The 24,125-nt window shown below is 64.8% G+C and carries 19 protein-coding genes; 17 read left to right on the top strand and 2 right to left on the bottom strand.

Translation table 11 applies throughout. The annotated features are described in order from the left end of the window. The first annotated feature begins 94 nt into the window (after positions 1–94). The 4 genes from FB389_RS01160 to aroB are packed head-to-tail and all read left to right on the top strand — an operon-like array spanning position 95 to position 7,219. A complete protein-coding gene (locus FB389_RS01160; protein ID WP_170207819.1) occupies positions 95–4,126 on the top strand; it encodes a fibronectin type III domain-containing protein in 4,032 nt (1,343 codons plus the stop codon). A 54-nt stretch (positions 4,127–4,180) separates the two neighbouring features. After that, complete coding sequence (aroC, locus tag FB389_RS01165) at positions 4,181–5,398, top strand: chorismate synthase (RefSeq protein ID WP_142110994.1); 1,218 nt, start codon at positions 4,181–4,183, stop codon at positions 5,396–5,398. Then, on the top strand, positions 5,395–6,096 hold the full coding sequence (locus FB389_RS01170) for a shikimate kinase (protein WP_142110995.1): 702 nt from the start codon (positions 5,395–5,397) through the stop codon (positions 6,094–6,096). The genes aroC and FB389_RS01170 overlap by 4 nt, the downstream gene beginning before the upstream one ends. Further along, complete coding sequence (gene aroB / locus FB389_RS01175) at positions 6,080–7,219, top strand: 3-dehydroquinate synthase (RefSeq protein ID WP_142110996.1); 1,140 nt, start codon at positions 6,080–6,082, stop codon at positions 7,217–7,219. Before FB389_RS01170 ends, aroB begins: the two co-directional genes overlap by 17 nt. Before the next feature lie 595 nt (positions 7,220–7,814). Here aroB and FB389_RS01180 read toward each other — a convergent pair. Both FB389_RS01180 and FB389_RS01185 read right to left on the bottom strand, forming a co-directional pair. After that, positions 7,815–8,933 carry an ABC transporter permease gene (locus FB389_RS01180; protein WP_142110997.1) on the bottom strand — a complete coding sequence of 373 codons (1,119 nt, stop codon included), beginning with the start codon at positions 8,931–8,933 and terminating at the stop codon, positions 7,815–7,817. Continuing rightward, positions 8,930–9,877: an ABC transporter ATP-binding protein gene (locus FB389_RS01185; RefSeq protein ID WP_246043459.1), complete on the bottom strand. Its 948-nt coding sequence runs from the start codon at positions 9,875–9,877 to the stop codon at positions 8,930–8,932. Before FB389_RS01185 ends, FB389_RS01180 begins: the two co-directional genes overlap by 4 nt. A 223-nt stretch (positions 9,878–10,100) precedes the next feature. On the opposite strand from FB389_RS01185, the gene aroQ reads away from it, so the two are divergent. From aroQ to pyrF, 13 genes are all read left to right on the top strand, one after another. Further along, positions 10,101–10,541, top strand: a complete 441-nt coding sequence (aroQ, locus tag FB389_RS01190) for a type II 3-dehydroquinate dehydratase (RefSeq protein WP_142110998.1) — start codon at positions 10,101–10,103, stop codon at positions 10,539–10,541. 133 nt (positions 10,542–10,674) lie between these two features. Next, positions 10,675–11,574 (top strand): hypothetical protein, encoded by a 900-nt coding sequence (locus FB389_RS01195; protein ID WP_142110999.1) that lies wholly within the window; start codon positions 10,675–10,677, stop codon positions 11,572–11,574. Beyond that, positions 11,571–11,954 carry a hypothetical protein gene (locus FB389_RS01200; protein WP_142111000.1) on the top strand — a complete coding sequence of 128 codons (384 nt, stop codon included), beginning with the start codon at positions 11,571–11,573 and terminating at the stop codon, positions 11,952–11,954. The genes FB389_RS01195 and FB389_RS01200 overlap by 4 nt, the downstream gene beginning before the upstream one ends. Positions 11,955–12,137: 183 nt before the next feature. Continuing rightward, on the top strand, positions 12,138–12,701 hold the full coding sequence (gene efp, locus FB389_RS01205; RefSeq protein ID WP_142113378.1) for an elongation factor P: 564 nt from the start codon (positions 12,138–12,140) through the stop codon (positions 12,699–12,701). Then, a complete protein-coding gene (nusB, locus tag FB389_RS01210) occupies positions 12,694–13,122 on the top strand; it encodes a transcription antitermination factor NusB (RefSeq protein WP_142111001.1) in 429 nt (142 codons plus the stop codon). Before efp ends, nusB begins: the two co-directional genes overlap by 8 nt. Positions 13,123–13,192: 70 nt before the next feature. Further along, positions 13,193–15,121: an AMP-binding protein gene (locus FB389_RS01215; protein ID WP_142111002.1), complete on the top strand. Its 1,929-nt coding sequence runs from the start codon at positions 13,193–13,195 to the stop codon at positions 15,119–15,121. Between the two features lie 119 nt (positions 15,122–15,240). After that, complete coding sequence (pyrR, locus tag FB389_RS01220; protein ID WP_142111003.1) at positions 15,241–15,828, top strand: bifunctional pyr operon transcriptional regulator/uracil phosphoribosyltransferase PyrR; 588 nt, start codon at positions 15,241–15,243, stop codon at positions 15,826–15,828. Beyond that, on the top strand, positions 15,825–16,820 hold the full coding sequence (locus tag FB389_RS01225; RefSeq protein WP_142111004.1) for an aspartate carbamoyltransferase catalytic subunit: 996 nt from the start codon (positions 15,825–15,827) through the stop codon (positions 16,818–16,820). Before pyrR ends, FB389_RS01225 begins: the two co-directional genes overlap by 4 nt. Then, on the top strand, positions 16,817–18,181 hold the full coding sequence (locus FB389_RS01230) for a dihydroorotase (RefSeq protein WP_142111005.1): 1,365 nt from the start codon (positions 16,817–16,819) through the stop codon (positions 18,179–18,181). Before FB389_RS01225 ends, FB389_RS01230 begins: the two co-directional genes overlap by 4 nt. Continuing rightward, on the top strand, positions 18,178–18,708 hold the full coding sequence (locus FB389_RS01235; RefSeq protein ID WP_142111006.1) for a PH-like domain-containing protein: 531 nt from the start codon (positions 18,178–18,180) through the stop codon (positions 18,706–18,708). The genes FB389_RS01230 and FB389_RS01235 overlap by 4 nt, the downstream gene beginning before the upstream one ends. Then, positions 18,705–19,922 (top strand): glutamine-hydrolyzing carbamoyl-phosphate synthase small subunit, encoded by a 1,218-nt coding sequence (gene carA, locus FB389_RS01240; RefSeq protein ID WP_142111007.1) that lies wholly within the window; start codon positions 18,705–18,707, stop codon positions 19,920–19,922. The genes FB389_RS01235 and carA overlap by 4 nt, the downstream gene beginning before the upstream one ends. Continuing rightward, on the top strand, positions 19,923–23,243 hold the full coding sequence (carB, locus tag FB389_RS01245; RefSeq protein ID WP_142111008.1) for a carbamoyl-phosphate synthase large subunit: 3,321 nt from the start codon (positions 19,923–19,925) through the stop codon (positions 23,241–23,243). Beyond that, positions 23,240–24,085: an orotidine-5'-phosphate decarboxylase gene (gene pyrF, locus FB389_RS01250; protein ID WP_281282011.1), complete on the top strand. Its 846-nt coding sequence runs from the start codon at positions 23,240–23,242 to the stop codon at positions 24,083–24,085. The genes carB and pyrF overlap by 4 nt, the downstream gene beginning before the upstream one ends. Positions 24,086–24,125: the final 40 nt, after the last annotated feature.

Consider the following 24,125-nt stretch of genomic DNA (forward strand, 5'->3'; position numbering starts at 1 on the left):
TTGTCATATGTGGAACAATAAGTCCACATTCGGGAAGCGACGTGCGCGGCGAGTGCGACTGAGATCCCATTTGTTCCACAAAGGTGAGGAAGTCATGATTCGTTTGCGAATACGAGCGCTACTGGTCGCCACGGCCCTGATCGTTGGGGTGGGCGTTTCGACGGCGCACGCCGAGACGACCCCACCGGCGCCCACAGGATTAGCGGTTGCGGCGGGGAATGCGGGTGCGGTCACTTTCACGTGGACCCGGACGCCGGGAGCCAGCGCCTACAAGATCGAGGCAACCATTGTCGGCACCGCGACCACCTTGGTCTCGGAAACGACGTATTCGAATAGCTTCACAACAACCAAGCCCATCGGCGATGCGGATGGCGCGCGCGAAATCCGGTGGCACGTCGCGTCGTTCGGCAGCGGAACAACCATCAGCACCCTGGGGGATTGGTCTGAATGGTCGACATTCACGCCAGACAGCCTGGCGGTGCCCACTTTGCAAACGCCCGCGGACGCGGCCACGGTCACGTACCCGAATCCCGTGGTCTTTTCCTGGGAACCGGTGGCTGGCGCCAGGCTCTACCGCATTTCGTATATAGCGGGGGAGTTTGGCGGATCGGGCACAGAAGTTGTCAAAGAGGTCACCTCGACAAGCTTCACCCCGGCTGCGCCGCTGGCGGGCGATGAGTACTACTCGACCGCGGATGGCACGGCATACAGCTGGCGAATCCAGGCGCTCCTCTATGACGGCACCAGTGGATCAACCGCGTGGAGTTCGTGGTCCGCCGTGCGGCAAGTTGCGGTCAACTGGCCTGCGACGGCATCACAGCCCACGCTCGTGGCGCCGACCAACGCAGCCAATTCCTCCACGATCACCGCGGACCCGGTCTTCACCTGGCAAGCGGTCGCCGGCGCGTCATCGTACAAGATCGAGTATTCGAAGAATCAGAGCCTTGATTCCGCGACGACTGCCACGGTGACCGGTACCTCCTACGTACCGACCAGTGCGCTAACCAACGGAAACCACTACTGGAGGGTCACCGCCATTGACGCGGGCGGTTCGTTGGGGACCCCGTCGCAGACCTGGCAGTTCTACAAGAACCTCACCGATAGCGGGGATTCGACTAGTTCCGGACCCGGCAGCGGCTATGAGATTTACCCCACCCCGCTCACCGGCGTCGATGGGACCGTTGCCAGAGTCGCGTCGGATATGACACTGTACAACCCGGCCCAAATCATTGCCGGCGGTGGCGGAATGACGATCGAGGATTTTGCGCTCAGATGGACCCCAATTCCGCGGGCAACGCTCTATGAGGTCGAGGTGTCATCGGTGGACGGAGCGGGCGTCAGTCGTTGCTACACCGCGAGCACCGAAGCGACCATTATCATCGGTGTTACGAACAGCGGAACGGAATCTGGTCTGCTCAGCGGCGCCGGAGCCTGCCTTTGGAACACCAGCGCCCCGATCGAGACCGGCGGGACCTACAGGTGGAGGGTGCGGGCCGTCAACTACGACGCCAACGCGACGACCGGGATTCAATCGACGGTTTCTGACAGCGCCATAACATCCGACTGGTCCGACGAGAAAGTCAACGGAGCATGGGCGCGCGAACGATGGATCACTATTACGGACAGCGATGCGGCGCGCTCAAGTTCAGTGACAATCGATCTGGCGCACTCGGGGGAGGCCCAGCTCCCGTCAACCAAGGGAGAATCCGCTCCCGAAATCAGTTGGAGCGCCTTCGACTTCTATTCCTATGTGTGCTCGTTTAGCAAGCCACCAACGGAGTGCACTGTTCCCGAAAACGAGACCGCCGAACAGGAATCAGCGCGCATCAAGAAACTGCTAAAGCGGACCGTCTACGAGGTGCGCATCTATGCCAAGGGCGCCGGTTCCAGCACCGAAGTCGCATATGCGCGCACGCCGTCGACGCACATCCGGATCAACGGCGTCTTTGACGACAACCAAGTCTCGGAACCCTATTCCGTCGCCGTGCGGCCAATCTATTTCTCCGGGACCCCGTCTGCGAGCGGCACCTACACCGATCTCATCGGGCTGACGGCCGAGCGATTCGTATGGACCAAATCCGCAGCTGCCCTGGACACCTCACCGGCGCCGCTCGCCAGCGAGGACGGCACGGTGCTCTTGCGCTGGAAGGAGCAGTCCGTAACCGCTCCCAACGATGGCGGGAGCAGGGGATACGCGATAAAGATCTTCACCGCGGGCGGCACGCAGCTCGGCACGACCGCGACAAAGATCGAGTACCCGTTCTATATCGCCCAGAACCCCCAAACCAGAAAGCCCCTGGCCCCGGGACAGTATTCGTATTCGGTTGCGCCGCTGAACGCCAACGGTGCGGCCACGAAGTATTCGGAGACCAAGACCTTCACGATCGATACCCCCGCGCCCGGGGTCACAAAAACTGCGTCGAATGTCGGGGGCTCGATCGCGCTGACCTGGACACCGACGACCGCCAGCTCCAAATACAAGCTGCGGTATAGGGTCGTCGGCGGCGATACGTGGACGCAAATCTCGTCCTCCGCTGGCGCTGATATCAAGCAAACTGCTGTGACACTCAGCGACCTTGCCACCGGTAGGTACGAGTGGCAGGTGAGCTCCATAGACACCGCAGGCAATGCGTCGGCCTGGTCAGAATCCGACATATTTGTCGTTAGCGAATCTCCCGTGGACCTGCTAACTGCGACAAATGCGGTTTTGAATGCCACCGACGCCAACCTCACTTGGAAACCGGTAGCAGCAGCCTCGCGCTACCTGGTGATGGTTTCCAAGGACCAGACGTTTAGCTCGATGGTCGATTCAGTCGAAACCGTCGCCACCAGCTTCGCGACAACGAAGCAGCTCCAGGCCGGCACGGTCTACTACTGGAAGGTGCTGGCGCTACCTACCAAGACCGGTACGGGAAATAACCGACCCAACCTTGGCGCATCAGAAACGCGAACGTTCACCATCAACACCCTGCCCGCAGCAGTCAAGGGCGCCAAGGTCGTGAAGTCCGGTCCCGGCGTCAATGTCTCATGGCAGCTGCTGACCGGCGCGGATGCTGGAACAACCGGGGACCTGACCTACCTAGTGCAATACCGGGTCCAATCGACCTCCGACGACTGGACCGACGCCACCGTTCGCGAAACCACTGCGAACGCGACCTCGTGGGCAATAAGCGATCTTTTGCCCGGTACGGGGTACGAGTTCCGGGTGGCTGCGAAGAATGCACAGGGGCAGGGCGCCTGGTCCTCGGTGCTCAGCGTTGCGACCGCGACGACCCCGGCTGGTGCACCCGGCCTGAAGGTGGACCCCGCGCTCGGGAAGCTGACTTTGCGTATCACCTCAGTTGGATCGAGTGATACGGGCGGGTCGCCCATCACGGGATATAGGCTCTCTTACAAGAAATCGTCCGAAAACGCGTGGGTTTCGCAGGTCATTCCCGTCTCATCGACTTACGTCCTTGAGCGTCTTTCCAATTCGACTTCCTACGACGTCTCCGTCGCCGCGATCAATGCGGTGGGCGACGGGCCCGCGACGGTTGCATCGGCCTCGACGCTGGGCACGGCTTCCCCCGTGATAGGGGTTCGCGCGAAGTCGTCCGATGGTTCGGCAAGCATTACGTGGAAAGCGCCAGCACAACCCAACGGGACCATCACGGGGTACGTTGTCGAGATCAAAGAGCGGGGCAGCGCCACATGGCGAGGAGCGACGAACACCACCTCGCAGTCCACTACGGTCGCCGGTCTTACCAACGGCGTCACCTATCAGATCAGGGTGGCTGCGCGCACATCGGTTGGTCTCGGTGCTTACTCATCCGTAGCCTCGTTCACACCTGCGGGGGTGCCCGTCGCCCCCGCCACCGTCAAGGCAAAGTATAAGAAGGGTAAAACCACTATCAAGTGGAAGAAGTCCCTGCCCAACGGGTCCAAGGTCAAGGCGTACTACGTCCAGTATTCGACCAATTCCGTCAAGTGGAAGAAAATCAAGAAGCTCAAGGGCACGTCGAAGAAGCTTGTGACTAAGAAGGCCGCCAAGAGCATCAAGAAGGGCAAGGTCGTCTACTTCCGTATCGTCGCCCAAAACTCGGTCGGCAAATCGTTGCCGAGCGCTTCGGTGGCGGTCACAAAGTAGGGAAGGGTGCATGCCCATGCCGGGGCGCGGGCCCCGGCATGGGAAGATAGAGCAATGCTGCGTTGGTTGACATCAGGAGAATCGCACGGCCCGGCGTTGGTCGGCATCATCGAGGGGGTCCCGGCGGGCCTGGAACTAGTAACGGACGATATACGTTCATCGCTGACTCGCAGGCGGCTCGGGTACGGCCGGGGATCTCGTCAGAAATTTGAACAAGACCAGGTCACCGTCCTTGCCGGACTTCGCCACGGATCAACCCAAGGCGGGCCAATCGCCATCACGATCGGGAACACCGAATGGCCCAAGTGGGTCGACGTCATGGCCGCCGACCCGGTCCCGCGCGAAGCCCTACTCAAGGACGCTGGAACGGGCGACGAAAAGGAGATCGCCCGGAACAGGCCGCTCACGCGTCCGCGGCCGGGCCACGCCGACCTGATCGGCATGCGCAAGTACGGGTTCGACGACGCCAGGCCGGTGCTTGAGCGGGCCTCCGCGCGCGAAACCGCGACCCGGGTGGCGCTCGGAACCGTAGCCGCGCAACTGCTCAAGCAGGTTGCCGGGATTGAACTGGTTTCACACGTGCTTGAGATCGGCGGCATCCGCGTGCCCGCAGACGCCCCGCTGCCGACCCCCGGCGACGTCACTGCGCTCGACGCTGATCCGGCGCGCTGCTTCGATGCGCGAACCTCCGAGAGAATTGTCGCGCTCATAGACCAAACCCAAAAGGACGGCGACACCCTGGGCGGTGTGGTCGAGGTGCTGGCCTACGGGGTCCCCAGCGGTATCGGGTCATACACGCACTGGGACCGCAGGCTTGACGCGAAACTCGCGGCCGCGATCATGGGAATCCAGGCGTTCAAGGGCGTCGAAATCGGCGACGGATTCGCCACCGCCGCGCGGAAGGGCTCGGCCGCCCACGACGAAATCGTGCGGGGTGAAGACGGGACCATCGAGCGCACCAGTAACAGGGCCGGCGGAATCGAAGGCGGGATGTCCAACGGGCAGATTATCCGCGTACGGGGGGCCATGAAGCCCATTTCCACGGTTCCCCGCGCTCTTGCCACCATCGACACCGTCACAGGGGAGCCTGCGCGGGCGCAGCACCAACGCTCCGACGTGTGCGCTGTGCAGCCCGCGGCCGTCGTCGCCGAAGCCATGGTCGCGCTGACGCTGGCCGACACCCTGCTAGAGAAGTTCGGCGGCGATTCGGTTGCGGAAACAAAACGGAACCTCGATTCCTACCTAGCCTCCATTCCGGAACTGCTGCGGTGAGTGGGAACCGGCCACGCATCGTGCTGGTCGGCCCGCCCGGTGCCGGGAAATCAACGGTCGGCAGGCGGCTCAGCGCGGCCCTTGGTACTGCATACCACGACCTCGACGACCACATCGTCGAAGCCGCGGGCCTACCCGTACCCGTGATCTTCGCCACTCACGGGGAGGCCCACTTTCGGCGCCTCGAAACGGAACTCCTTGCCCGGGCGCTGGGCGGCGGCGGCGCGAACGTTGTCGGCGGTGCGAACCATGGCGACGGCGGCGGTGCAAACGTTGATGATGCGAACCATGGCGACTGCGGCGATGCGAACCTTGGCGACGGCGGCGATGCGAACCATGGCGACGGCGGTGACGGTGCGCCACAGTTCGGCGGCGTGTTGGCGCTTGGCGGCGGGACGCCGGTGCAATTGCTCAACCAGCGGGCCCTGGCGGCCTACGCTGCGGCAGGCGGGATCGTCGCTTTCCTGGACGTGAGCGTCGATGCCGCCGTTGCGCGGCTCGGTGAGCACAACACCGACCGGCCGCTGCTGGCGGGGGACACCCGCGCCAAGTTCACCGCGCTGCTGGCGGCCAGGCGCGACATATATGAGGCGGTATCAACCGTCATCGTCGACACTTCCGGGCGCAACGCCACAGACATCACCGAAGAACTACTTACCCACATCGCGAAAGAAGACGCAGATGACCGCTCCCAGTGACCAGACGCCAACCCGCATTACCGTGCGCGCCGAACGCACCTACGACGTGGTGGTCGGGCGCCAACTGCTCGGGGAGCTACCCGGATTGCTTGGCGACAAGGTTGCCAAGGTATTGATCATCCACCCCGAGTCCCTGGAAACCACCGCCGAAGCGGTCCGTCAGGACCTCATTGAGCAAGGGTACGAGGCCCTCCTGGCCGTTGTTCCCGATGCCGAAACGGCAAAGAGCGCGCAGGTGCTCGAATTTTGCTGGCAGATTCTGGGGCAGGCCGACTTTACGCGATCGGATGCCATCGTCGCCGTCGGCGGCGGCACAGTTACCGACCTGGCCGGATTCGTTGCGGCCACGTGGTTGCGCGGTATCGCCGTCGTGCAAATACCGACAACGCTCTTGGCGATGGTGGACGCGGCGGTTGGCGGTAAGACGGGAATCAATACCCCCGAGGGGAAGAACCTGGTGGGGGCGTTCCATTCCCCGCAGGGTGTGCTGTGTGACCTCAATGCGTTGGAGACTCTGCCCAAGTGGGACCTGATCGCCGGGCTTGGCGAGGTAATCAAGATCGGCTTCATAGCCGATCCGGTCATACTGGACCTGGTCGACGCCCACGCCGATGACCTGGCGAACTGGCCGAACGTCACCGATTCCACCTGGGCGGTGCTCACCGAACTCGTGCAGTGTTCCATCCAGGTCAAGGCCGACGTTGTTTCCCAGGACCTGCGTGAAGCGTCGCTGCGTGAAATTCTGAACTACGGGCACACCTTTGGGCACGCCATCGAGCAAGTGGAACGCTACGGTTGGCGCCACGGCGCTGCGGTTTCGGTGGGCATGGTGTATGCCGCCGAGCTCGCCCGCCTGGCGGGTCGGCTGAGTGAGCAGGACGTTCAGCGTCACCGCGAAACCCTCGCCAAGGTCGGGCTTCCCACCAGCTACCGCGGAGACCGGTGGCAGCAGCTGCTTACGGCCATGCACCGTGACAAGAAGTCGCGCGGCTCGATGCTGCGGTTCGTTGTTTTGGACGAGATCGGCAAGCCGGGCCGCCTGGAAGGTCCCGACCCCTCTCTGTTGGCCTCCGCGTACGCGGAGGTCGCCGACGCTGCTCCCACCACGACCACGTTGCTGTAGCGCTGCTTGCCTTCCGCTGATCGAGTAGCGCGGTGTCTCGTTGGTCGAGTTACGCGGTGTCTCGTTGGTCGAGTTGCGCCAAGGGCGCGTATCGAGACCAATGAGTGGGGTTGGGTGTGGTCTTGTTGGTCGAGTTGCGCCTAGGGCGCGTATCGAGACCAATGAGTGGGGTTGGGTGTGGTCTCGATATGCCCGCTGCGCGGGCTACTCGACCGGCGAGGGGTGGGGTGTGGTCTTGTTGGTCGAGTTGCGCCTAGGGCGCGTATCGAGACCAATGAGCGGGGTTGGGTGTGGTCTCGATATGCCCGCTGCGCGGGCTACTCGACCGGCGAAGGGGAGGTGTGTGGTCTCGATATGCCCGCTGCGCGGGCTACTCGACCGGCGAGGGGGCGGGCTACTCGACCGGCGAGGGGGGTGTGGTCTCGATATGCCCGCTGCGCGGGCTACTCGACCGGCGAGGGGGGTGTGGTCTCGATATGCCCGCTGCGCGGGCTACTCGACCGGCGAGGGGGGTGTGGTCTCGATATGCCCGCTGCGCGGGCTACTCGACCAGCGGGGCCCTCGCGGGCTACTCGACCAGCGGGGCCCTTGCGGGCTACTCGGCCGCGCCGCGGAGCGCGGTGCGGAGCTTGACCCTGGCGCCGACGCTGAGCACGGTGCTGCGGTACACCTTCGCGGCAACGAGCATGGTGGCCCAGGCGGCGACCGAAACGATCGCCAGGGATATCAGCGCCTGCCACCAGGTGGCCTGCCCGGTGAAGAGCTGGACAGGCATAGCCACGGGGGCCGCGAACGGTACGTAGGACGCAACCGTGAGCACGGTTGGGTTGCCGAGGAAAAAGACCACCACGAAGTAGGGGATCATTGCCAGCCACATGACGGGGCTGAGCACGGAACCGGTGTCCTCTATCCGTGAAACCAGCGATGCCGCGCCCGCATACAGCGCTGCCAGTTGCACAAAACCCGCGATGAAGAACACGATAAACCACGCCATCGGCAACGTAACCAGTCGCAAAATCTCACCCTGACCGGTGACCGCAAGGCCAAGGGCAGCAGTACCGACGATGAGCGTTGTCTGGCCGAGCGCCAGCACCGTGTTGCCGAGAATCTTCCCCGCTAGCAGCGAACGCGCCGAGATGGCAGAGATAAGCAACTCCACTGTCCGCGTCTGCTTTTCGACCACGGTGTTCTGCGCAATCATTGAGCCGAACGTCAATGCGGCGATCATGAAGATCAGCCCGAACCCGAATGCGACTAGGTATCGCAACCCCTCGTTGTAGTGCGGGGGGCTGAGCAACTCGACGCGCGGCTGCACGGATAGCGCGGAGACCACGTCTTCGGGAGTAGCGTCATCACCCAAGACGTAATAGCCCAACGGGTCACTGCCAGTGGAGGTCGCCGGAAGGATCGCCGCCTTGACGTCGCCTGCGAGGATTGCGGTGCGAGCGGAGCCCTCGTCGGAAAAAACTACCGGGTTGAGCAGGGGATTGCCCGTAGTGACGCCTTGGGTGGCGGCCACGACCCCCACCTTGATCGGGTCGGATGTTTTGCCGGCGAGCACGGAACCCGCAACGACCCCCGCAATCACCAGTACCAGCATGACCGCGGTGCCGATGATGAACGCCTTGGAGCGCAGCTGGGCGCGGATCTCACGGGCCGCCACCAGGCGAGTCGCTTGTATATCGGAGAGCGGTTGCGGAGCTAAATTCGTCATGATGCGTCCGTTTCTGCAGGTATCGTGGGTCCGTCGTGGGCGTCGTGGGAGAGAGCGTGGTCGACGACGACTTCCCGGAAGATTTCCGCCAGCGAGGGGCGAACGGGGGCGAACTCGCGCAGGGTGCCCGCCAGCGCGGCGTCCCGTGCGACCGACTGCGCGACCAGTGGGTCCGGGGAATCAAAGACGACCGAATCGGTCGCCGATGACTCGATGATGCTGACACCGGGCCGGACTATGCCGCCAGCGGGGACCCCGACCAGGCGGTAGCGAGGCGGGGAATGCTGTTCGCGGAGTTGTTCGCGCGGGCCCTGCGCCTTGATGCGGCCGCCGGCGATGATGACCAGATGTTCGCAGATCCGTTCGACGACGTCGAGTTGGTGCGATGACAAAAGAATCGGCACGCCGTCGGCCGCGCGCTGTTGCAGTACGCCCAAAACCACGTCCACCGCCATCGGATCCAGCCCCGAAAACGGTTCGTCCAAAATGAGCAGGTCGGGCCCATGAACCAGGGCAGCGGCAATCTGCGCGCGCTGCTGGTTTCCGAGCGAAAGCTGCTCGATCGGGTCGTTGATCCGACCCTCAAGGCCCAGTCGTTCCACCAGATCGCGGGCGTTCGATTTCGCCCTTCGCGCGGAAAGCCCGTGCAGCCGCGCCAGGTATTCGAGCTGTTCACCCACGCGCATCTTTGGGTAAAGGCCGCGCTCTTCGGGCATGTAGCCGATCGCGCGGCGGTCAAGTTGGGTCAGTGGCGCATTGTCCTTGGTCACTTCACCGCGGTCCGCCAGCAAAACGCCGATGATGATGCGCATTGCTGTCGTCTTCCCGGCACCGTTGCCGCCAACAAATCCCGTGAGCGTGCCGGGTTCAATGTCGAACGAAACATCGTCGAGTGCGCGGGTGGCCCCAAATGACTTTGAAATGTTGCGGACGCTTATTCGCACAGTGCCCCCTTGAGGTGCGGTTACGGATTCGGGCCGTCGTGCCGAGTCGGTCAACCACGCTACACGGATTCTGTGAGCCCAGCATGCGGGGCGCGCGGGCGTGAGCGGATGGGACAGGGAACGCACCAGTGGTAGCGCACTTCGTTCACACCGAAGGCGCGGGCGTGAGCGGATGCGACAGGGAACGCACCGTTGCTCGCTGAAGGGTCGCTAGGATCGATGTATGACACACGTGGTGGTTATGAATGGACCGAACTTGGGGCGGCTCGGAGTGCGCGAACCGGAAGTATACGGGGCGCTGAGCATGGAGGACCTGCGCCAGCAGGTCGCGTCCTGGGCGGCCGACCTGGGGCTGGAGGCGGAAGTGCGGCAGACCGATTCCGAAGCGGAACTCGTCGGGTGGTTGCATCAGGCGGTCGACAGCGGTAGCGATGTTGTCCTGAATCCCGCCGCGTTCACCCACTATTCCTATGCGCTGCGCGATGCGGCCGCCATGGTCACAAAGGGCGGACTGCGGCTCATCGAGGTGCACATCTCCAACCCATATGCGCGCGAGGAATTCCGTCACCGTTCAGTTGTTGGGCCCGTCGCCACCGGAACCATCGCCGGATTTGGGTTCGATTCCTACCGGCTGGCGCTGAGCGCCTTGGCAGGCGGGCGCTGAGCGCCTTGGCTGCCGGGCGCTGAGAGGTTGCGCGCTGAGCGGATGCGCTGGGACTTGACATAGGGTGAGTCCACGGCGATTTTGTCAACGATATGGCATTGATAGGTCGCTAGAAATCATATATGGTTGACGAATGTTCGTTCTCACGATAGACCAGGACCGATCGCGCGCAAGCGTTGATCGCGTCCCGGAACTAGTTGAGCAACTCGCGGCTCTTGCCGGCGCCAAAGGGCAGCGCGCAGTGGGTGCCGATCCGGGTGCATGCAAAAGCAGAATGATAGACGGCTGGTTGTTGCCCCCAGAAAGAACTGTGGGAGACGAGTTGCAAGCGGTGACGCCGTCGCCGCGCATCGTCGTTGATGCCGTTCGCCTAGCATTACGCTCCGGCCACTGGCAGATTGGCATTGGAATCGGCGCAATCGAGGAAACTGGCGCAGGCACAAGCCGGGAGGCACGGGGACCGGCATTCCTTGCAGCCCGTAAAGCCGTGGAACGCGCCCGCGGCAGGCGCATCCCGCAACCCGTTGCGGTTGAATCCGCAACCGACCCATCTGGCGCATCCGTCGCCGATACTGAGGCCCTGTTCCAGTTCGTCGCCGCCATGTACGGGCTACGGTCAACGCGCGGATGGGAACTGATAGATCGAGCAGCCGGCGACCCTATCTCTGTGCCACGCTCCGAAGATGCGCCCGGACCGACCATGGCGCAACCCCGAGGATCAAAAGTGGCGCCCAGCATTGGTTGGGTGGATGCGCGAACGGCTGACATTTCGGTATCTGACATGGCTCGTGACTTAGGGGTGAGCCGGCAAGCAGTGTCGCAACAACTGCGCCGAGCCTTTTGGCAGGAAGAAATTGCCATAGTCCCGCTATTAGAACGACTTGTTCAGCGGGCCCACAATGTCTCGGGACCAGGGGACCGCGGCGCCGAAAATGCGGGCGACACCACAGCACCAGCGGACCGCGGCACCGAGCATGCCGCAGACGCCGCAGAATCATTGGACCGCGGCGCCGCGCAGGGGGTACGAAAATGATCCAAATAGCCGTGGCCGCCCTAACCATGATTGTCGCGGTTGTGGGAGGCTACTGGTTCACAGTGGTTGTGCTGCGATTGGCAGATCGCGCCGGACGGGCGCGGGATGCCGAAGAACGCCCCGGCCCGGAATCAGCCAAGGCCGTCCAAGCACTACGCGGTGGCCGGTGGATCGGTTACCTGGAACGACTTGGCGTGGCCGGCGCAATCCTAGGTGGGCAGGTGTCCTTGGTCGCGATACTGGTTGCCATTAAGGGCCTGGGGCGTTTTTCTGAGTTGCAGAACAATCCCGATGCATCTGAAAGATTCGTTATCGGCAGCCTTGCCTCGATCCTGTGGGCGGCAGCCTGCGGCGGAGTGGGGCACTACTTCATTTCGTAATAGCTACGCGTCGTAGCGGCGTTGCGGACCCGGCATCCGCGCCCACCCAAATGGGGTGCGTCCGCCGCAGCGTCACGGCACGCGGGCGCGCCCGTGCAACAGGCCAGTGGCGCGAACCTGCGCCCAATGCCGCTAGAATTGCTTCCCGGTTCGAAACTTACCTCAACAATCGAAAGGTCCATTGTGGCGACGACCAACGACATAAAGAACGGCACAGTCCTGAACCTGGACGGCCAGCTGTGGAACGTCATCGAGTTCCAGCACGTCAAGCCCGGTAAGGGCGGCGCGTTCGTTCGGACGAAGCTGAAGAACGTGACCTCGGGCAAGGTCGTCGACAAGACTTTCAACGCCGGCCTGAAGATCGAGACCGCGAACGTCGACAAGTCCGACATGGAATACCTGTACCACGACGGTTCGGACTACATCTTCATGAACACCTCGACCTACGACCAGGTCGCCATCCCCGACGCGATCGTCGGGGACGCGAAGGACTTCCTGCTCGAAAACACGGTCGTGCAGATCGCTTCGCATGAGGGAACCGCGCTCTACATCGACCTGCCGTCGTCGGTGGTGCTGGAAATCACGTACACCGAGCCGGGCCTGCAGGGCGACCGTTCCACCGGTGGCACCAAGCCCGCCACCCTAGAGACCGGCGCGCAGATTCAGGTGCCGCTCTTCGTTGAACAGGGAACCAAGGTCAAGGTCGACACCCGCGACCGGTCGTACCTCGGCCGCGTCAATGACTAAGGTCCGCTCCCGCACCAAGGCACGCAGGCGCGCCCTCGACATCCTTTTCGAGGCAGAGCAGCGCGGCGTCGCGCCGACGGTCGTGCTTGCCGACAGGTTGATCGAGCCCGGGCCGCGCCAAACGCCGCCCCCCGCCTACGCAGCCGAGATCGTGCAGGGCGTCTCCGACCACCTTGCAGAGATCGACGAGATCCTCTCGACGTATTCCCACGGTTGGACGATCGAGCGCATGCCCGCCGTTGACCGCACGGGGCTGCGCATCGGGGTTTGGGAATTGCTGTACGGCAACGATGTTCCGTCCGGGGTCGTCTTGGACGAGATCACGACGATGGCCAAGGAACTATCCACAGACGAATCGCCAAACTTCGTCAACGGCCTGCTCGGACGCGTGGTGCAGGTACTCCCGATGCTGCGCGCCTAGCAGCGGGCGCAACGCGACGCCAGGAGCGAACAACGACGGAACCTACGGTTGCGTAAGTTAGGCTTGAGGCGTGAGCGAAGAAGCCTCGATGGCCTTTGATGAGTCCGTGTTCGTGACGCCGGAAGGCACGTATCGGGATGCCCCGACCGTGCCGCGCGACATTGAAGTGCCCAACGAATCGGTGTTGGCCGCGTTCGAACGCGCCATCCGGGCCAACCCGCAGCGCACGGCCCTGTACTTCATGGGCGCCAAGACCACCTATTACGACCTGGGCGTGCAGGTTCTGCGCGCGGCGAACGCGTTGCGCTCGCTCGGCGTCACGGCGGGGGACAGAGTAGCCATCGCGTTGCCGAACTGCCCCGCCCACGTCGTCGCCTTCCTGGCGACCCTGCGGCTTGGCGCAGTAGTTGTTGAACACAATCCGTTGTATTCGGCGGCAGAACTGGAACGCCAGCTGAACTCTTCGGGTTCCTCGGTCGTCATAGCCTGGCAGCCAACCGCCGTGCGCGTATCGGAGGTTATCAAGCGGACGCAGGCGCACACGCTCATCAGCGTCGACGTTTCCAAGGACCTGCCCTTCTTGAAACGAATCGCCTTGCACCTGCCGGTCAAGAAGGCGCGGGAAACCAAGGCGCAGTTGACCCAGACGCCGCCGACCAGTGCGATTGACTGGCACAAACTGGTCGGGAGAACTCGTCCCATACTGCAATCCCATCCCTACCCTCAGCCCGCCGACACCGCGCTTTTGCAATACACGGGCGGCACGACCGGGGAACCGCGCGGCGCAGTGATCACGCACCGCAACCTGGTAGCGAACGCCATCCAGGGGCAGGCATGGACTGGGCTCGACGCATCCGACCCGAACCCCGCGGTCATGTACGGCGTGCTGCCGCTATTCCACGCGTACGGGATGACGCTGACCTTCATCTTCGGTCTGCGCGTGGGCGGAACGATCGTGCTTTTCCCCAAGTTCTCCGCCGACGACGTGGTCGCCACTCAGCGCCGGATTCCCGGAACGTTCATGGCGGCCGTCCCGCCGATGCTGGACCGGATCGTGGCCGCCGAACGCAAGCACAAGGCCGACTTCTCCTCCATGACCTACGTGCTTTCCGGCGCCATGGCGCTGCCGAAGTCGACCGCGCAAGCCTGGGAGCACCTCACCGGCGGCTACGTGATCGAGGGCTACGGGATGACGGAATGCTCGCCGGTTGCGCTTGGTAACCCGATCGGTCCCAAGCGCCGCCCCGGCTGGCTGGGCCTGCCGTTCCCCTCCACGCACATCCGCCTGGCGGACCAGGACGACCCGACCCGCGACGCCGAACCGGGCACGCGCGGCGAGTTGCTGATCCGCGGCCCGCAGGTGTTCGGCGGGTACTGGGGCGAATTGGACGACGAGCAACCGTGGGTGTGGCGCGGCGAGGAGAAGTGGCTGCGCACCGGGGACGTGGTCGAGGTCGACGAATTCGGGTTCGTCAAGCTGGTCGATCGGGTCAAGGAAATGATCATCACCGGCGGATTCAAGGTGTACCCCTCGCAGGTCGAGGCGGTTTTGACCCAGATGCCGGGCGTTTTGGAGGCCGCGGTCGTTGGCATGCCGGGCGGCGACCTGGGAGAGCGGGTTGTGGCCGCCTTGGTGCTCCCGGATGCGGACGCGCCGCAGCTGCCCGACATCGACCTGCCCAGCGTTTCGGTGCCCCACGTTGACCTGCCGCACCTGAAGGTCCCGCACCTCGAAATGCCCAAGATGGAGCTGCCGAAGGTCGATCTGTCCAAGGTAGAGCTGCCGAAGGTCGACCTGTCCAAGGTGGATCTGCCCCACGTGGACCTGGACGCCGTGCGCGCTTGGTGCTCCGAACACCTAGCCCGCTACGCGATCCCCAAGGAGATCGTCATCGTCAAGGAATTGCCCAAGTCCCAGATCGGCAAGGTGCTGCGCCGGGTCGTGCGCGACGATCTGGCGAAAAAGCGCGACGACGGGGACAAGCAAGATAATTCCTGACGAGGCCCCCGCCCCCGCACCCCGCCCCGCCGCCGCCGGGACGTTCGGCCTGGGGTAGTATTGCCACTCGGAAACTTCTTTAAGGCCCGTCCAGTGAGGCGGGGAAGGAGACGTAAGGGATGCCCAGCATTGCTGCACCCGACGGCCCGGCGCGTGACGTGCTGTCGGCCGCGGAGATTGACCGCGCTCTCACGCGCATTGCGCACGAGATCATCGAACGCAACCGGGGAGCCGACGGGCTGCTGCTCCTAGGGATCCCCACCCGCGGGGTCGCGCTGGCCGCGCGGCTCGCCGCCAAAATCCGTAACGTTGAGCCCGCCGCTCCGGACGACCTGGTAGGGCGCCTCGACATCACCATGTACCGCGATGATTTGCACACCGGCCCGGTGCGCGCCGTCGGGGACACGCAGGTGCCCGTCGCAGGCATCGACGGGCGCACCATAGTCCTGGTGGACGACGTGCTGTTCTCCGGGCGCACCGTGCGTGCCGCGCTGGACGCCATCAAGGACCTGGGCAGGCCGCAGGCCGTGCAACTCGCTGCCCTGGTGGATCGCGGTCACCGGCGCCTGCCGATCCGACCCGACTTCGTCGGCAAGAACCTGCCCACCTCGCTCAGCGAGCGCGTGAAGGTCAACATCGCCGAGATCGACGGCAAGGACTCTGTGACCATTTCGCATCCGGCTCCCGCTATGGGGGGTAGGTCGTGAAGCACCTGCTGTCCACCGCGGACCTCAGCCATAGCGAAGCGGTACTGATCCTGGACACCACCGCGCAGATGGCCGCGACGCAGGCGCGCGAGGTCAAGAAGCTGCCCACCCTGCGCGGGCGCACGGTGGTGAACCTGTTCTTCGAGGATTCAACCCGCACCCGGATCAGCTTCGAAACGGCCGCCAAGCGCCTCAGCGCCGACGTGATCAACTTCTCTGCGAAGGGTTCATCGGTGTCGAAGGGAGAATCCCTCAAAGACACCGCCCTGACGCTCAAAGCAATGGGCGCGGACGCCGTCGTGATTCGCCACCAGGCGTCCGGCGCCCCCTACACACTGGCGCACGCCGGTTGGCTGGACGCGCCCGTCATCAACGCGGGGGACGGCACACACCAGCACCCCACCCAGGCGCTGCTGGATGCCTTCACCATCCGCCGCCACCTTGTTTCAGATTCCGTAGGCGCGGACCTGCGCGGGCTGAAAATCGTCATCGTCGGCGACGTCTTGCATTCGCGCGTGGCTCGCGCCAACGTGCACCTGCTGCACACCCTGGGGGCGCATGTGACGCTGGTCGCGCCGCCCACCCTGCTGCCCGTGAGCGTCGAAACCTGGCCGTGCGACGTGTCGTATCACCTGGACCAGACAATCGACGAAGTCCAGCCCGATGCGATCATGATGCTGCGCGTGCAACGCGAACGCATGTCCAGCGCCGGCGGGGGATTCTTCCCCAGCCCGCTCGAATACACGCGCCTGTACGGCCTGGACGGCCGCCGCATGGACCGACTGCCGCCGCACGCAATCATTCTGCACCCCGGCCCCATGAACCGCGGCCTGGAAATAAGCGCGGAGGCCGCCGACTCACCGCGCTCCGTGATCGTCGAACAAGTCAGCAACGGGGTAGCAGTCCGTATGGCGGTCTTGTATCTGCTGCTCACCGGGGACCACTCGGAAGCCACGCAGCACCCCTCAACGCCCGCGAAGGAGATTCAATGAGCGCCACCAGCGCACCGCCCACCGGAACACAGCAGGTCCTGCTGACGAACGTCTCCGTACTGGGTGAAAAAGACCGGGACGTGCTGGTCGCTGGCGAAACGATTGCGGCGATTGCGGGGGCGGGGGAACTCGTCGATCAAGCGCGCAAGGACGGTGCAAGCGTCGTTGACGGGGCCGGTCTGATACTGCTACCGGGGCTGGTTGATTTGCACACCCACCTGCGCGAACCCGGCCGCGAGGACGCCGAAACGGTGGAATCCGGCACCCGCGCGGCGGCGATGGGCGGATTCACCGCGGTGCACGCAATGGCGAACACCTCGCCCGTGCAGGACACGGCCGGTGTCGTCGAGCAGGTGCTGCGGCTGGGGCAGGCAGCCGGATGGGTGGACGTGTTCCCCATCGGGGCGGTCAGCCTCGGGCTGGAAGGCAAACAGCTGGCCGAATTGGGGGCCATGGCTGATTCCGCCGCGCGCGTGCGGGTGTTTTCTGACGACGGCAAATGCGTGCACGACCCGGTGCTGATGCGGCGAGCGCTGGAATACGTCAAGGCGTTCGACGGGGTCATCGCCCAGCATTCGCAAGAACCGAGGCTCACCGAGAATTCGCAGATGAACGAGGGCGTAGTCTCCGCCGAAATCGGGTTGACGGGCTGGCCCGCCGTCGCCGAAGAAGCGATTGTCGCCCGCGACGTGCTGCTGGCCGAACACGTCGGATCGCGGCTGCACGTGTGCCACCTGTCCACCGCGGGATCGGTCGACATTGTGCGGTGGGCCAAGTCCCGCGGTATCAACGTCACCGCCGAGGCGACACCGCACCACATCCTGCTCACCGACGAACTGGCGCGCACCTACGACCCCATCTACAAGGTCAACCCGCCCCTGCGCACCGACGCCGACACGGAGGCCGTACGGGCAGGGCTGGCGGACGGGACCATCGACATCGTGGCAACCGATCACGCGCCGCACCCGCGCGAGGATAAGGACTGCGAGTGGGCCGCGGCCGCGTTCGGAATGACCGGACTGGAAACGGTTTTGTCCGTGGTGCAACAAACCATGGTGGATACCGGGCGGATGACCTGGGCCGATGTGGCCCGGGTGCTGTCCTTCGCGCCCGCGCGCATTGGCCGCGTCGATTCCGGTCCGCGAGCGCAGGGGCGCCCGATCGAGGTGGGCGAACCGGCGAACCTGACACTTGTTGATCCCGCGGCGGTGCGGGTGGTTGACCCCGTGCGCCAGGAGACCAAGTCGGCCAACTCCCCACTAGGCGGGCGCGAGCTCCCCGGGCGCGTGGTTGCGACCCTGCTGCGCGGGCGCGCCACCGTGTGGGACGGTGCCCCGGTGCACAAGTCGGTGCAAGCATGATGAGCGCGCCGATCGCGGTCGGCGTGTGGAGCCTGCTCGGGGTGGGCCTGATCGTGGCGCTCGTCTTTGGGCTGCGGCGGCGCTCGCACGATGGCGGGGAACTGGTTCCGGTTCTGCCGCAGGCGCCGTCGGACCTGGGCGATGAGTTTGCTGGCGGCATCGCTGCGACCTACGTTTCGACCACGGCGCACGGCGATTGGTTGGCGCGGATCGGTGAACACGGGCTCGGTCACCGCGCGGCGGCGCGCGTTGGCGTGACAAGTGCCGGGGTGTTGATCGCCCGGCAGGGCGAGGCCGACGTGTTCATCCCGGCATCCCGGGTGCGCGAACACCATGCGGCGACCGGAATCGCGGGCAAGTACGCCCCGCACGATGGCCTGGACGTCATCTCGTGGCAGGTGCCTGCGGGCGGCGCGGTGGTTGACACCGGGCTGCGAATCGTCTCGAAGCAAGACCGCGCGCGTCTTAGCGCCGCGCTTGACTCACTCTTAGCAACACAATCAAGCACGACAAAGGAGATCCCATGAGCGTCACCACCCCGCTCGCCGCTGACCAGTGGACGGTCGACAAGGCGGTGCTGGTCCTAGAGGACGGCAGATCCTTCACGGGCCGACGCTTCGGGGCCACCGGGCAGACTTTCGGAGAGATTGTCTTCAACACGGGCATGACCGGCTACCAGGAGACGCTGACGGACCCGTCCTATCACCGCCAGATCGTCGTGATGACGGCGCCCCACATCGGGAACACCGGCATGAATGACGAGGACCCCGAATCCCGCAAGATATGGGTTGCCGGTTTTGTGGTGCGTGACCCTTCGCCGCGCCCTAGCAACTGGCGCGCGGAGCGGCCACTGGATCAGGACCTGGTGGACCAGGGGATAGTCGGCATCAGCGACATTGACACCCGTGCGCTGACGCGGCACCTGCGCGAACGCGGCGTGATGCGCGCCGGGATCTTTTCGGGTGACTCGCTGCTGGACGACAACGGACGCGAGCTGCCGCTTGCGGACCTGGTGCACCGCGTGCTTGCGTCCCCGCGCATGTCGGGGGCGGACCTGGCCCACGAGGTATCGACCGACGAGACGTTTGTCATCGAGCCGCAGGGCGAGGTCGTTGCCGAGGTTGTCGCCGTCGACCTGGGCATCAAGTCCATGACTCCGGTGCGCATGGCGGAACGCGGCATCCGCGTCCACGTTGTCCCGGCAACCACGACCATCGAGCAGATTGAAAAGATCGCCCCGGACGGGGTGTTTTTCTCCAACGGCCCCGGCGACCCCGCGGCCGCTACCCACGAGGTCGATTTGCTGCGCCAGGTCCTGGACCGCAAGATCCCGTACTTCGGCATCTGCTTCGGGAACCAGATCCTGGGCCGGGCACTTGGGTACGGGACGTACAAACTCGAATACGGGCACCGCGGCATCAACCAACCCGTTCTGGACCGCGCTACGGGCAAGGTCGAGGTCACCGCCCACAACCACGGCTTCGCCGTCGATGCGCCCATCGAGGGCGAGTCGGTTGCGCCGTTCGCCGACGGCAAGTACGGGCGCGTGGTCGTTTCCCACCTGGGACTGAACGACAACGTCGTTGAGGGGCTCCAAGCCCTGGACATCCCCGCATTCTCGGTCCAGTACCACCCCGAGGCGGCGGCCGGGCCGCACGACGCCTCGTACCTTTTCGACCGGTTCATCGACATGATGGGCACCAGCGCGAACCGTCCCGGCGACGGCAAGAAGGAGAAGTAAGTGCCACGCAGAGATGACATCCAGTCCGTCATGGTGATCGGCTCCGGTCCGATCGTCATCGGGCAAGCCTGCGAGTTTGACTATTCCGGCACCCAGGCGTGCCGCGTGCTGAAAGAAGAGGGCCTGCGGGTCATCCTGGTCAATTCCAACCCGGCGACCATCATGACGGACCCGGAATTCGCGGACGCCACCTACGTCGAGCCGATCACGACCGAGGTCCTGACCTCGATCATCGCCAAGGAACGCCCGGATGCTTTGCTGCCGACGCTCGGCGGGCAAACCGCCCTGAACGCCGCCATCGCTTTGGCCGAGGCCGGGGTGCTTGACCGGTACGGGGTCGAACTGATCGGCGCCAACATCGAGGCCATCCAAAAGGGGGAGGATCGCGAACAGTTCAAGGAGGTCGTCGAGGTCGCGGGGGGTGAATCAGCACGCAGCGCCATCGTGCACACCATCGAGGACGCGCTTGCCGCCGTCGATGACCTGAAATACCCGGTCGTTGTACGGCCCTCGTTCACCATGGGCGGTTTGGGGTCCGGCATCGCGTACGACGAAACGGATCTGCGCCGGATCGTCGGCCAGGGCCTGCACTACTCGCCGACCACCGAGGTGCTGCTCGAAGAATCCATCCTGGGATGGAAGGAGTTCGAGCTGGAGCTCATGCGCGACAAGCACGACAACGTCGTGGTCGTGTGTTCGATCGAGAACGTGGACCCGGTCGGGGTGCATACGGGCGATTCGATCACGGTTGCGCCGTCCCTGACGCTGACAGACCGCGAATTCCAGCGGCTGCGCAACATCGGCATCGCCGTGATCCGCGAGGTCGGGGTCGACACCGGTGGCTGCAACATCCAGTTCGCAATCCACCCGACCACAGGGCGCATCATCGTCATCGAGATGAACCCGCGCGTGTCGCGGTCATCCGCGCTCGCCTCGAAGGCGACCGGATTCCCGATCGCCAAGATCGCCGCAAAACTGGCGATCGGCTACACGCTCGATGAAATTCCCAACGACATCACCCAGTCGACCCCGGCCAGCTTCGAGCCCACGCTCGACTACGTGGTGGTCAAGGTCCCGCGGTTCGCCTTCGAGAAGTTCCCCGCGGCCGACGACACGCTGACCACAACCATGAAATCCGTCGGTGAGGCCATGGCGCTGGGCCGCAGCTTCACCGAGGCGCTTGGTAAGGCCATGCGGTCGATCGACAAGGCAGGCACCACCTTCCACTGGGACGGTGAGGCGCCCAGCGGCGAGGCGTTGGACCAGCTACTTGAGAAGATCAAGCGTCCCACCGAATTCAGGCTGATCCAGGTCCAGCAGGCGCTGCGCGGCGGTGCCAGCGTCGAGCAGGTCTACGAGGCGACCGGGATCGACCGGTGGTTCCTGGACCAAATCGTGCTCATCAACGATGTTGCCAATCACGTCGCCGGTGCCGAAGCGCTGACCGCGGACGTGCTGCGGCTAGCGAAGAAGCATGGACTTTCCGACAAGCAGATCGCGTCGCTGCGGCGCATCCACTCCCACGGCGCTGCCACGATCTTCGAAATCCGCAAGGCGATGGGGATCCGGCCCGTCTACAAGACGGTGGACACGTGCGCGGCCGAATTCGCGGCGCGCACGCCCTACCACTACTCCTCGTACGACGAAGAGACCGAGGTATCGCCGCGGGACCGCGAGGCGATCATCATCTTGGGGTCAGGCCCGAACCGGATCGGCCAGGGCATCGAATTCGACTATTCGTGCGTGCACGCCACCTTGGCGCTGCAGGGCGAATACGAGACGATCATGGTCAACTGCAACCCGGAGACGGTGTCGACCGACTACGACACTTCCGACCGGCTCTACTTCGAGCCGCTGACGCTCGAAGACGTGTTGGAGGTGTACGAGGCGGAACTTGCCGCGGGCCCCATCAAGGGCGTTATCGTGCAACTAGGCGGGCAAACGCCGCTGTCGCTCGCCCAAGGTTTGGCCGACTACGGCGTGCCCATTTTGGGGACAACCCCTGAGGCGATCGATGCTGCCGAGGATCGCGCCGAATTCGGGCGCGTCCTTGACGAGGCGAACCTGCCGGCCCCCGCGTTCGGAACCGCAACCTCGGTGCCGCAGGCCGTCACGGTTGCCGAACGCATCGGATACCCGGTGCTGGTGCGCCCGTCCTACGTGCTGGGCGGGCGCGGCATGGAAATCGTTTACAGCCGCGAGCAACTTGTCGGGTACGTCGAACGCGCCCTGGAGGCGGCGGTTGCCGCCGGCGGGCACCTGGCCCCGATCCTGATCGACCGGTTCCTCGATGACGCCATCGAGATCGACGTCGATGCGCTTTACGACGGCGAAGAGATGTACCTGGGCGGGGTCATGGAGCACATCGAGGAGGCCGGGATTCACTCCGGTGACTCCGCCTGCGTGCTCCCGCCCGTCACGCTGTCCGCATCCGTGATCGAAAGGATCCGCACGTCCACCGAGGCGCTTGCCAAGGGGATCGGCGTGCGCGGTCTGATGAACGTGCAGTACGCGCTTGCCTCCGACGTCCTGTACGTTTTGGAAGCCAACCCGCGTGCGTCGCGCACCGTCCCCTTCGTCTCGAAGGCAACCGGCGTTGCGCTGGCCAAGGCCGCTGCGCGCGTGATGGCGGGCGCCACCATTGCGCAGCTGCGCGAAATGGGCGAGCTGCCCGCGGCGGGCGACGGCGGAACACTGCCGGACAACGCGCCCCTTGCCGTCAAGGAGGCGGTCTTGCCGTTCAAGCGGTTCCGCACCCGCGACGGCATCGCCGTGGACACCGTTTTGGGCCCCGAAATGCGTTCCACCGGTGAGGTGATGGGCCTGGATTCCGACTTCCCGGCGGCGTTCGCTAAGTCGCAGGCCGCCGCGTTTGGCGGGCTCCCCACGCGCGGACGCGTGTTTGTCTCGGTCGCCGACCGCGACAAGCGATCCGCGGTGCTGCCGATCCGCCGCCTGGCGGAACTTGGTTTCGAACTGCTGGCGACCGCCGGAACGGCGCTGGTACTGCGCCGCAACGGCATCCGCTCGGTGGTAGTGCGCAAGCAATCGGAAGGGCGCGGGCCCAGCGGCGAACCCACGATCGTGGACCTGATCAGCGCGGGCGAAGTCGACATGGTGATCAACACGCCCAATTCGCAGGGTTCGCGGGCCGACGGGTACGAGATCCGGGCCGCCACAACCGCCGCCGACAAGGCGATCGTCACCACGGTGCAGCAGCTTTCCGCGGCCGTGCAGGCGATCGAGGTGCAGGTGTCCGGTGGCGCATTCGACGTGCACCCGCTGCAAAGCTACATCGTTGCCCCGGGAGCCAAAGCGTGACGACATTCGGCCAGCGGCTTAGCTCCGCCATGGACCTACGCGGACCGGTGTGCGTGGGGATCGACCCGCACCCGGCGCTGCTTGCCGCCTGGGGCCTTCCCGACACGGCGCAGGGCGTCGAAACCTTCGCGCTCACCGTTATCGAGGCCGTCGGCGGCCGGGTGGCGGCGATCAAGCCGCAATCCGCGCTCTTTGAGCGGCACGCATCCGCCGGGGTCGCGGTCCTGGAAAAGGTCATCGCGGCGCTGCGCGCCGCCGACACCCTCTCGATCGTCGACGCCAAGCGCGGCGACATCGGATCGACCATGCAGGGCTACGCGGAGGCGTACCTGGGCGACGGCCCGCTGGCAGGGGACGCGGTGACGCTCTCGCCGTACCTCGGTTTCGGATCCCTGAGCCCCGCAATCGAGCTGGCGCACCGCAACGACAAGGGCATCTTTGTGCTGTGCCTGACGTCCAACCCGGAGGGCGCGTCGATCCAACACGCGCGCGATGAGATCGGCACGTCCGTCGCCGCGCTGGTCGCGAACGAAGCAGCCCGCATCAACGCCAGCGCCCCCGGCGACCTGGGAAGCGTCGGCCTTGTCGTCGGTGCGACCATCGGGGACGCCGCCCGCCAAACGGGGGTCGACTTGGCGGCGGTTCGCGGCCCGCTGCTGGCCCCCGGAGTCGGATCCCAGGGCGCGGGCGCCACCGAATTGGCGCACGTTTTCGGGGACGCTAGGCGTGCGGTCCTGGCGTCCTCGTCCCGCGGTATTTTGCGAGCCGGCCCCAGCGTTTCGGCGCTGCGCGCCGCTGCCGCGCAATCAACCGAACAGGCGGCGGGCGCACTGGGCAGGTGAAAACCGGCGCCGGGTTTGCCGCTAGCCGTTGCAAACTTCC

It is taken from the genome of Rarobacter incanus (assembly GCF_006715765.1).
Taxonomy (GTDB): domain Bacteria; phylum Actinomycetota; class Actinomycetes; order Actinomycetales; family Cellulomonadaceae; genus Rarobacter; species Rarobacter incanus.

What these genes read in the sequence shown, in the direction of transcription:
- FB389_RS01160 (WP_170207819.1), top strand. Translation starts at nt 95, where the DNA reads ATGATTCGTTTGCGAATACGAGCGCTACTGGTCGCCACGGCCCTGATC.
- aroC (WP_142110994.1), top strand. Translation starts at nt 4,181, where the DNA reads ATGCTGCGTTGGTTGACATCAGGAGAATCGCACGGCCCGGCGTTGGTC.
- aroB (WP_142110996.1), top strand. Translation starts at nt 6,080, where the DNA reads ATGACCGCTCCCAGTGACCAGACGCCAACCCGCATTACCGTGCGCGCC.
- FB389_RS01180 (WP_142110997.1), bottom strand. Translation starts at nt 8,933, where the DNA reads ATGACGAATTTAGCTCCGCAACCGCTCTCCGATATACAAGCGACTCGC.
- aroQ (WP_142110998.1), top strand. Translation starts at nt 10,101, where the DNA reads ATGACACACGTGGTGGTTATGAATGGACCGAACTTGGGGCGGCTCGGA.
- FB389_RS01195 (WP_142110999.1), top strand. Translation starts at nt 10,675, where the DNA reads ATGTTCGTTCTCACGATAGACCAGGACCGATCGCGCGCAAGCGTTGAT.
- FB389_RS01200 (WP_142111000.1), top strand. Translation starts at nt 11,571, where the DNA reads ATGATCCAAATAGCCGTGGCCGCCCTAACCATGATTGTCGCGGTTGTG.
- nusB (WP_142111001.1), top strand. Translation starts at nt 12,694, where the DNA reads ATGACTAAGGTCCGCTCCCGCACCAAGGCACGCAGGCGCGCCCTCGAC.
- pyrR (WP_142111003.1), top strand. Translation starts at nt 15,241, where the DNA reads ATGCCCAGCATTGCTGCACCCGACGGCCCGGCGCGTGACGTGCTGTCG.
- FB389_RS01230 (WP_142111005.1), top strand. Translation starts at nt 16,817, where the DNA reads ATGAGCGCCACCAGCGCACCGCCCACCGGAACACAGCAGGTCCTGCTG.
- FB389_RS01235 (WP_142111006.1), top strand. Translation starts at nt 18,178, where the DNA reads ATGATGAGCGCGCCGATCGCGGTCGGCGTGTGGAGCCTGCTCGGGGTG.
- carA (WP_142111007.1), top strand. Translation starts at nt 18,705, where the DNA reads ATGAGCGTCACCACCCCGCTCGCCGCTGACCAGTGGACGGTCGACAAG.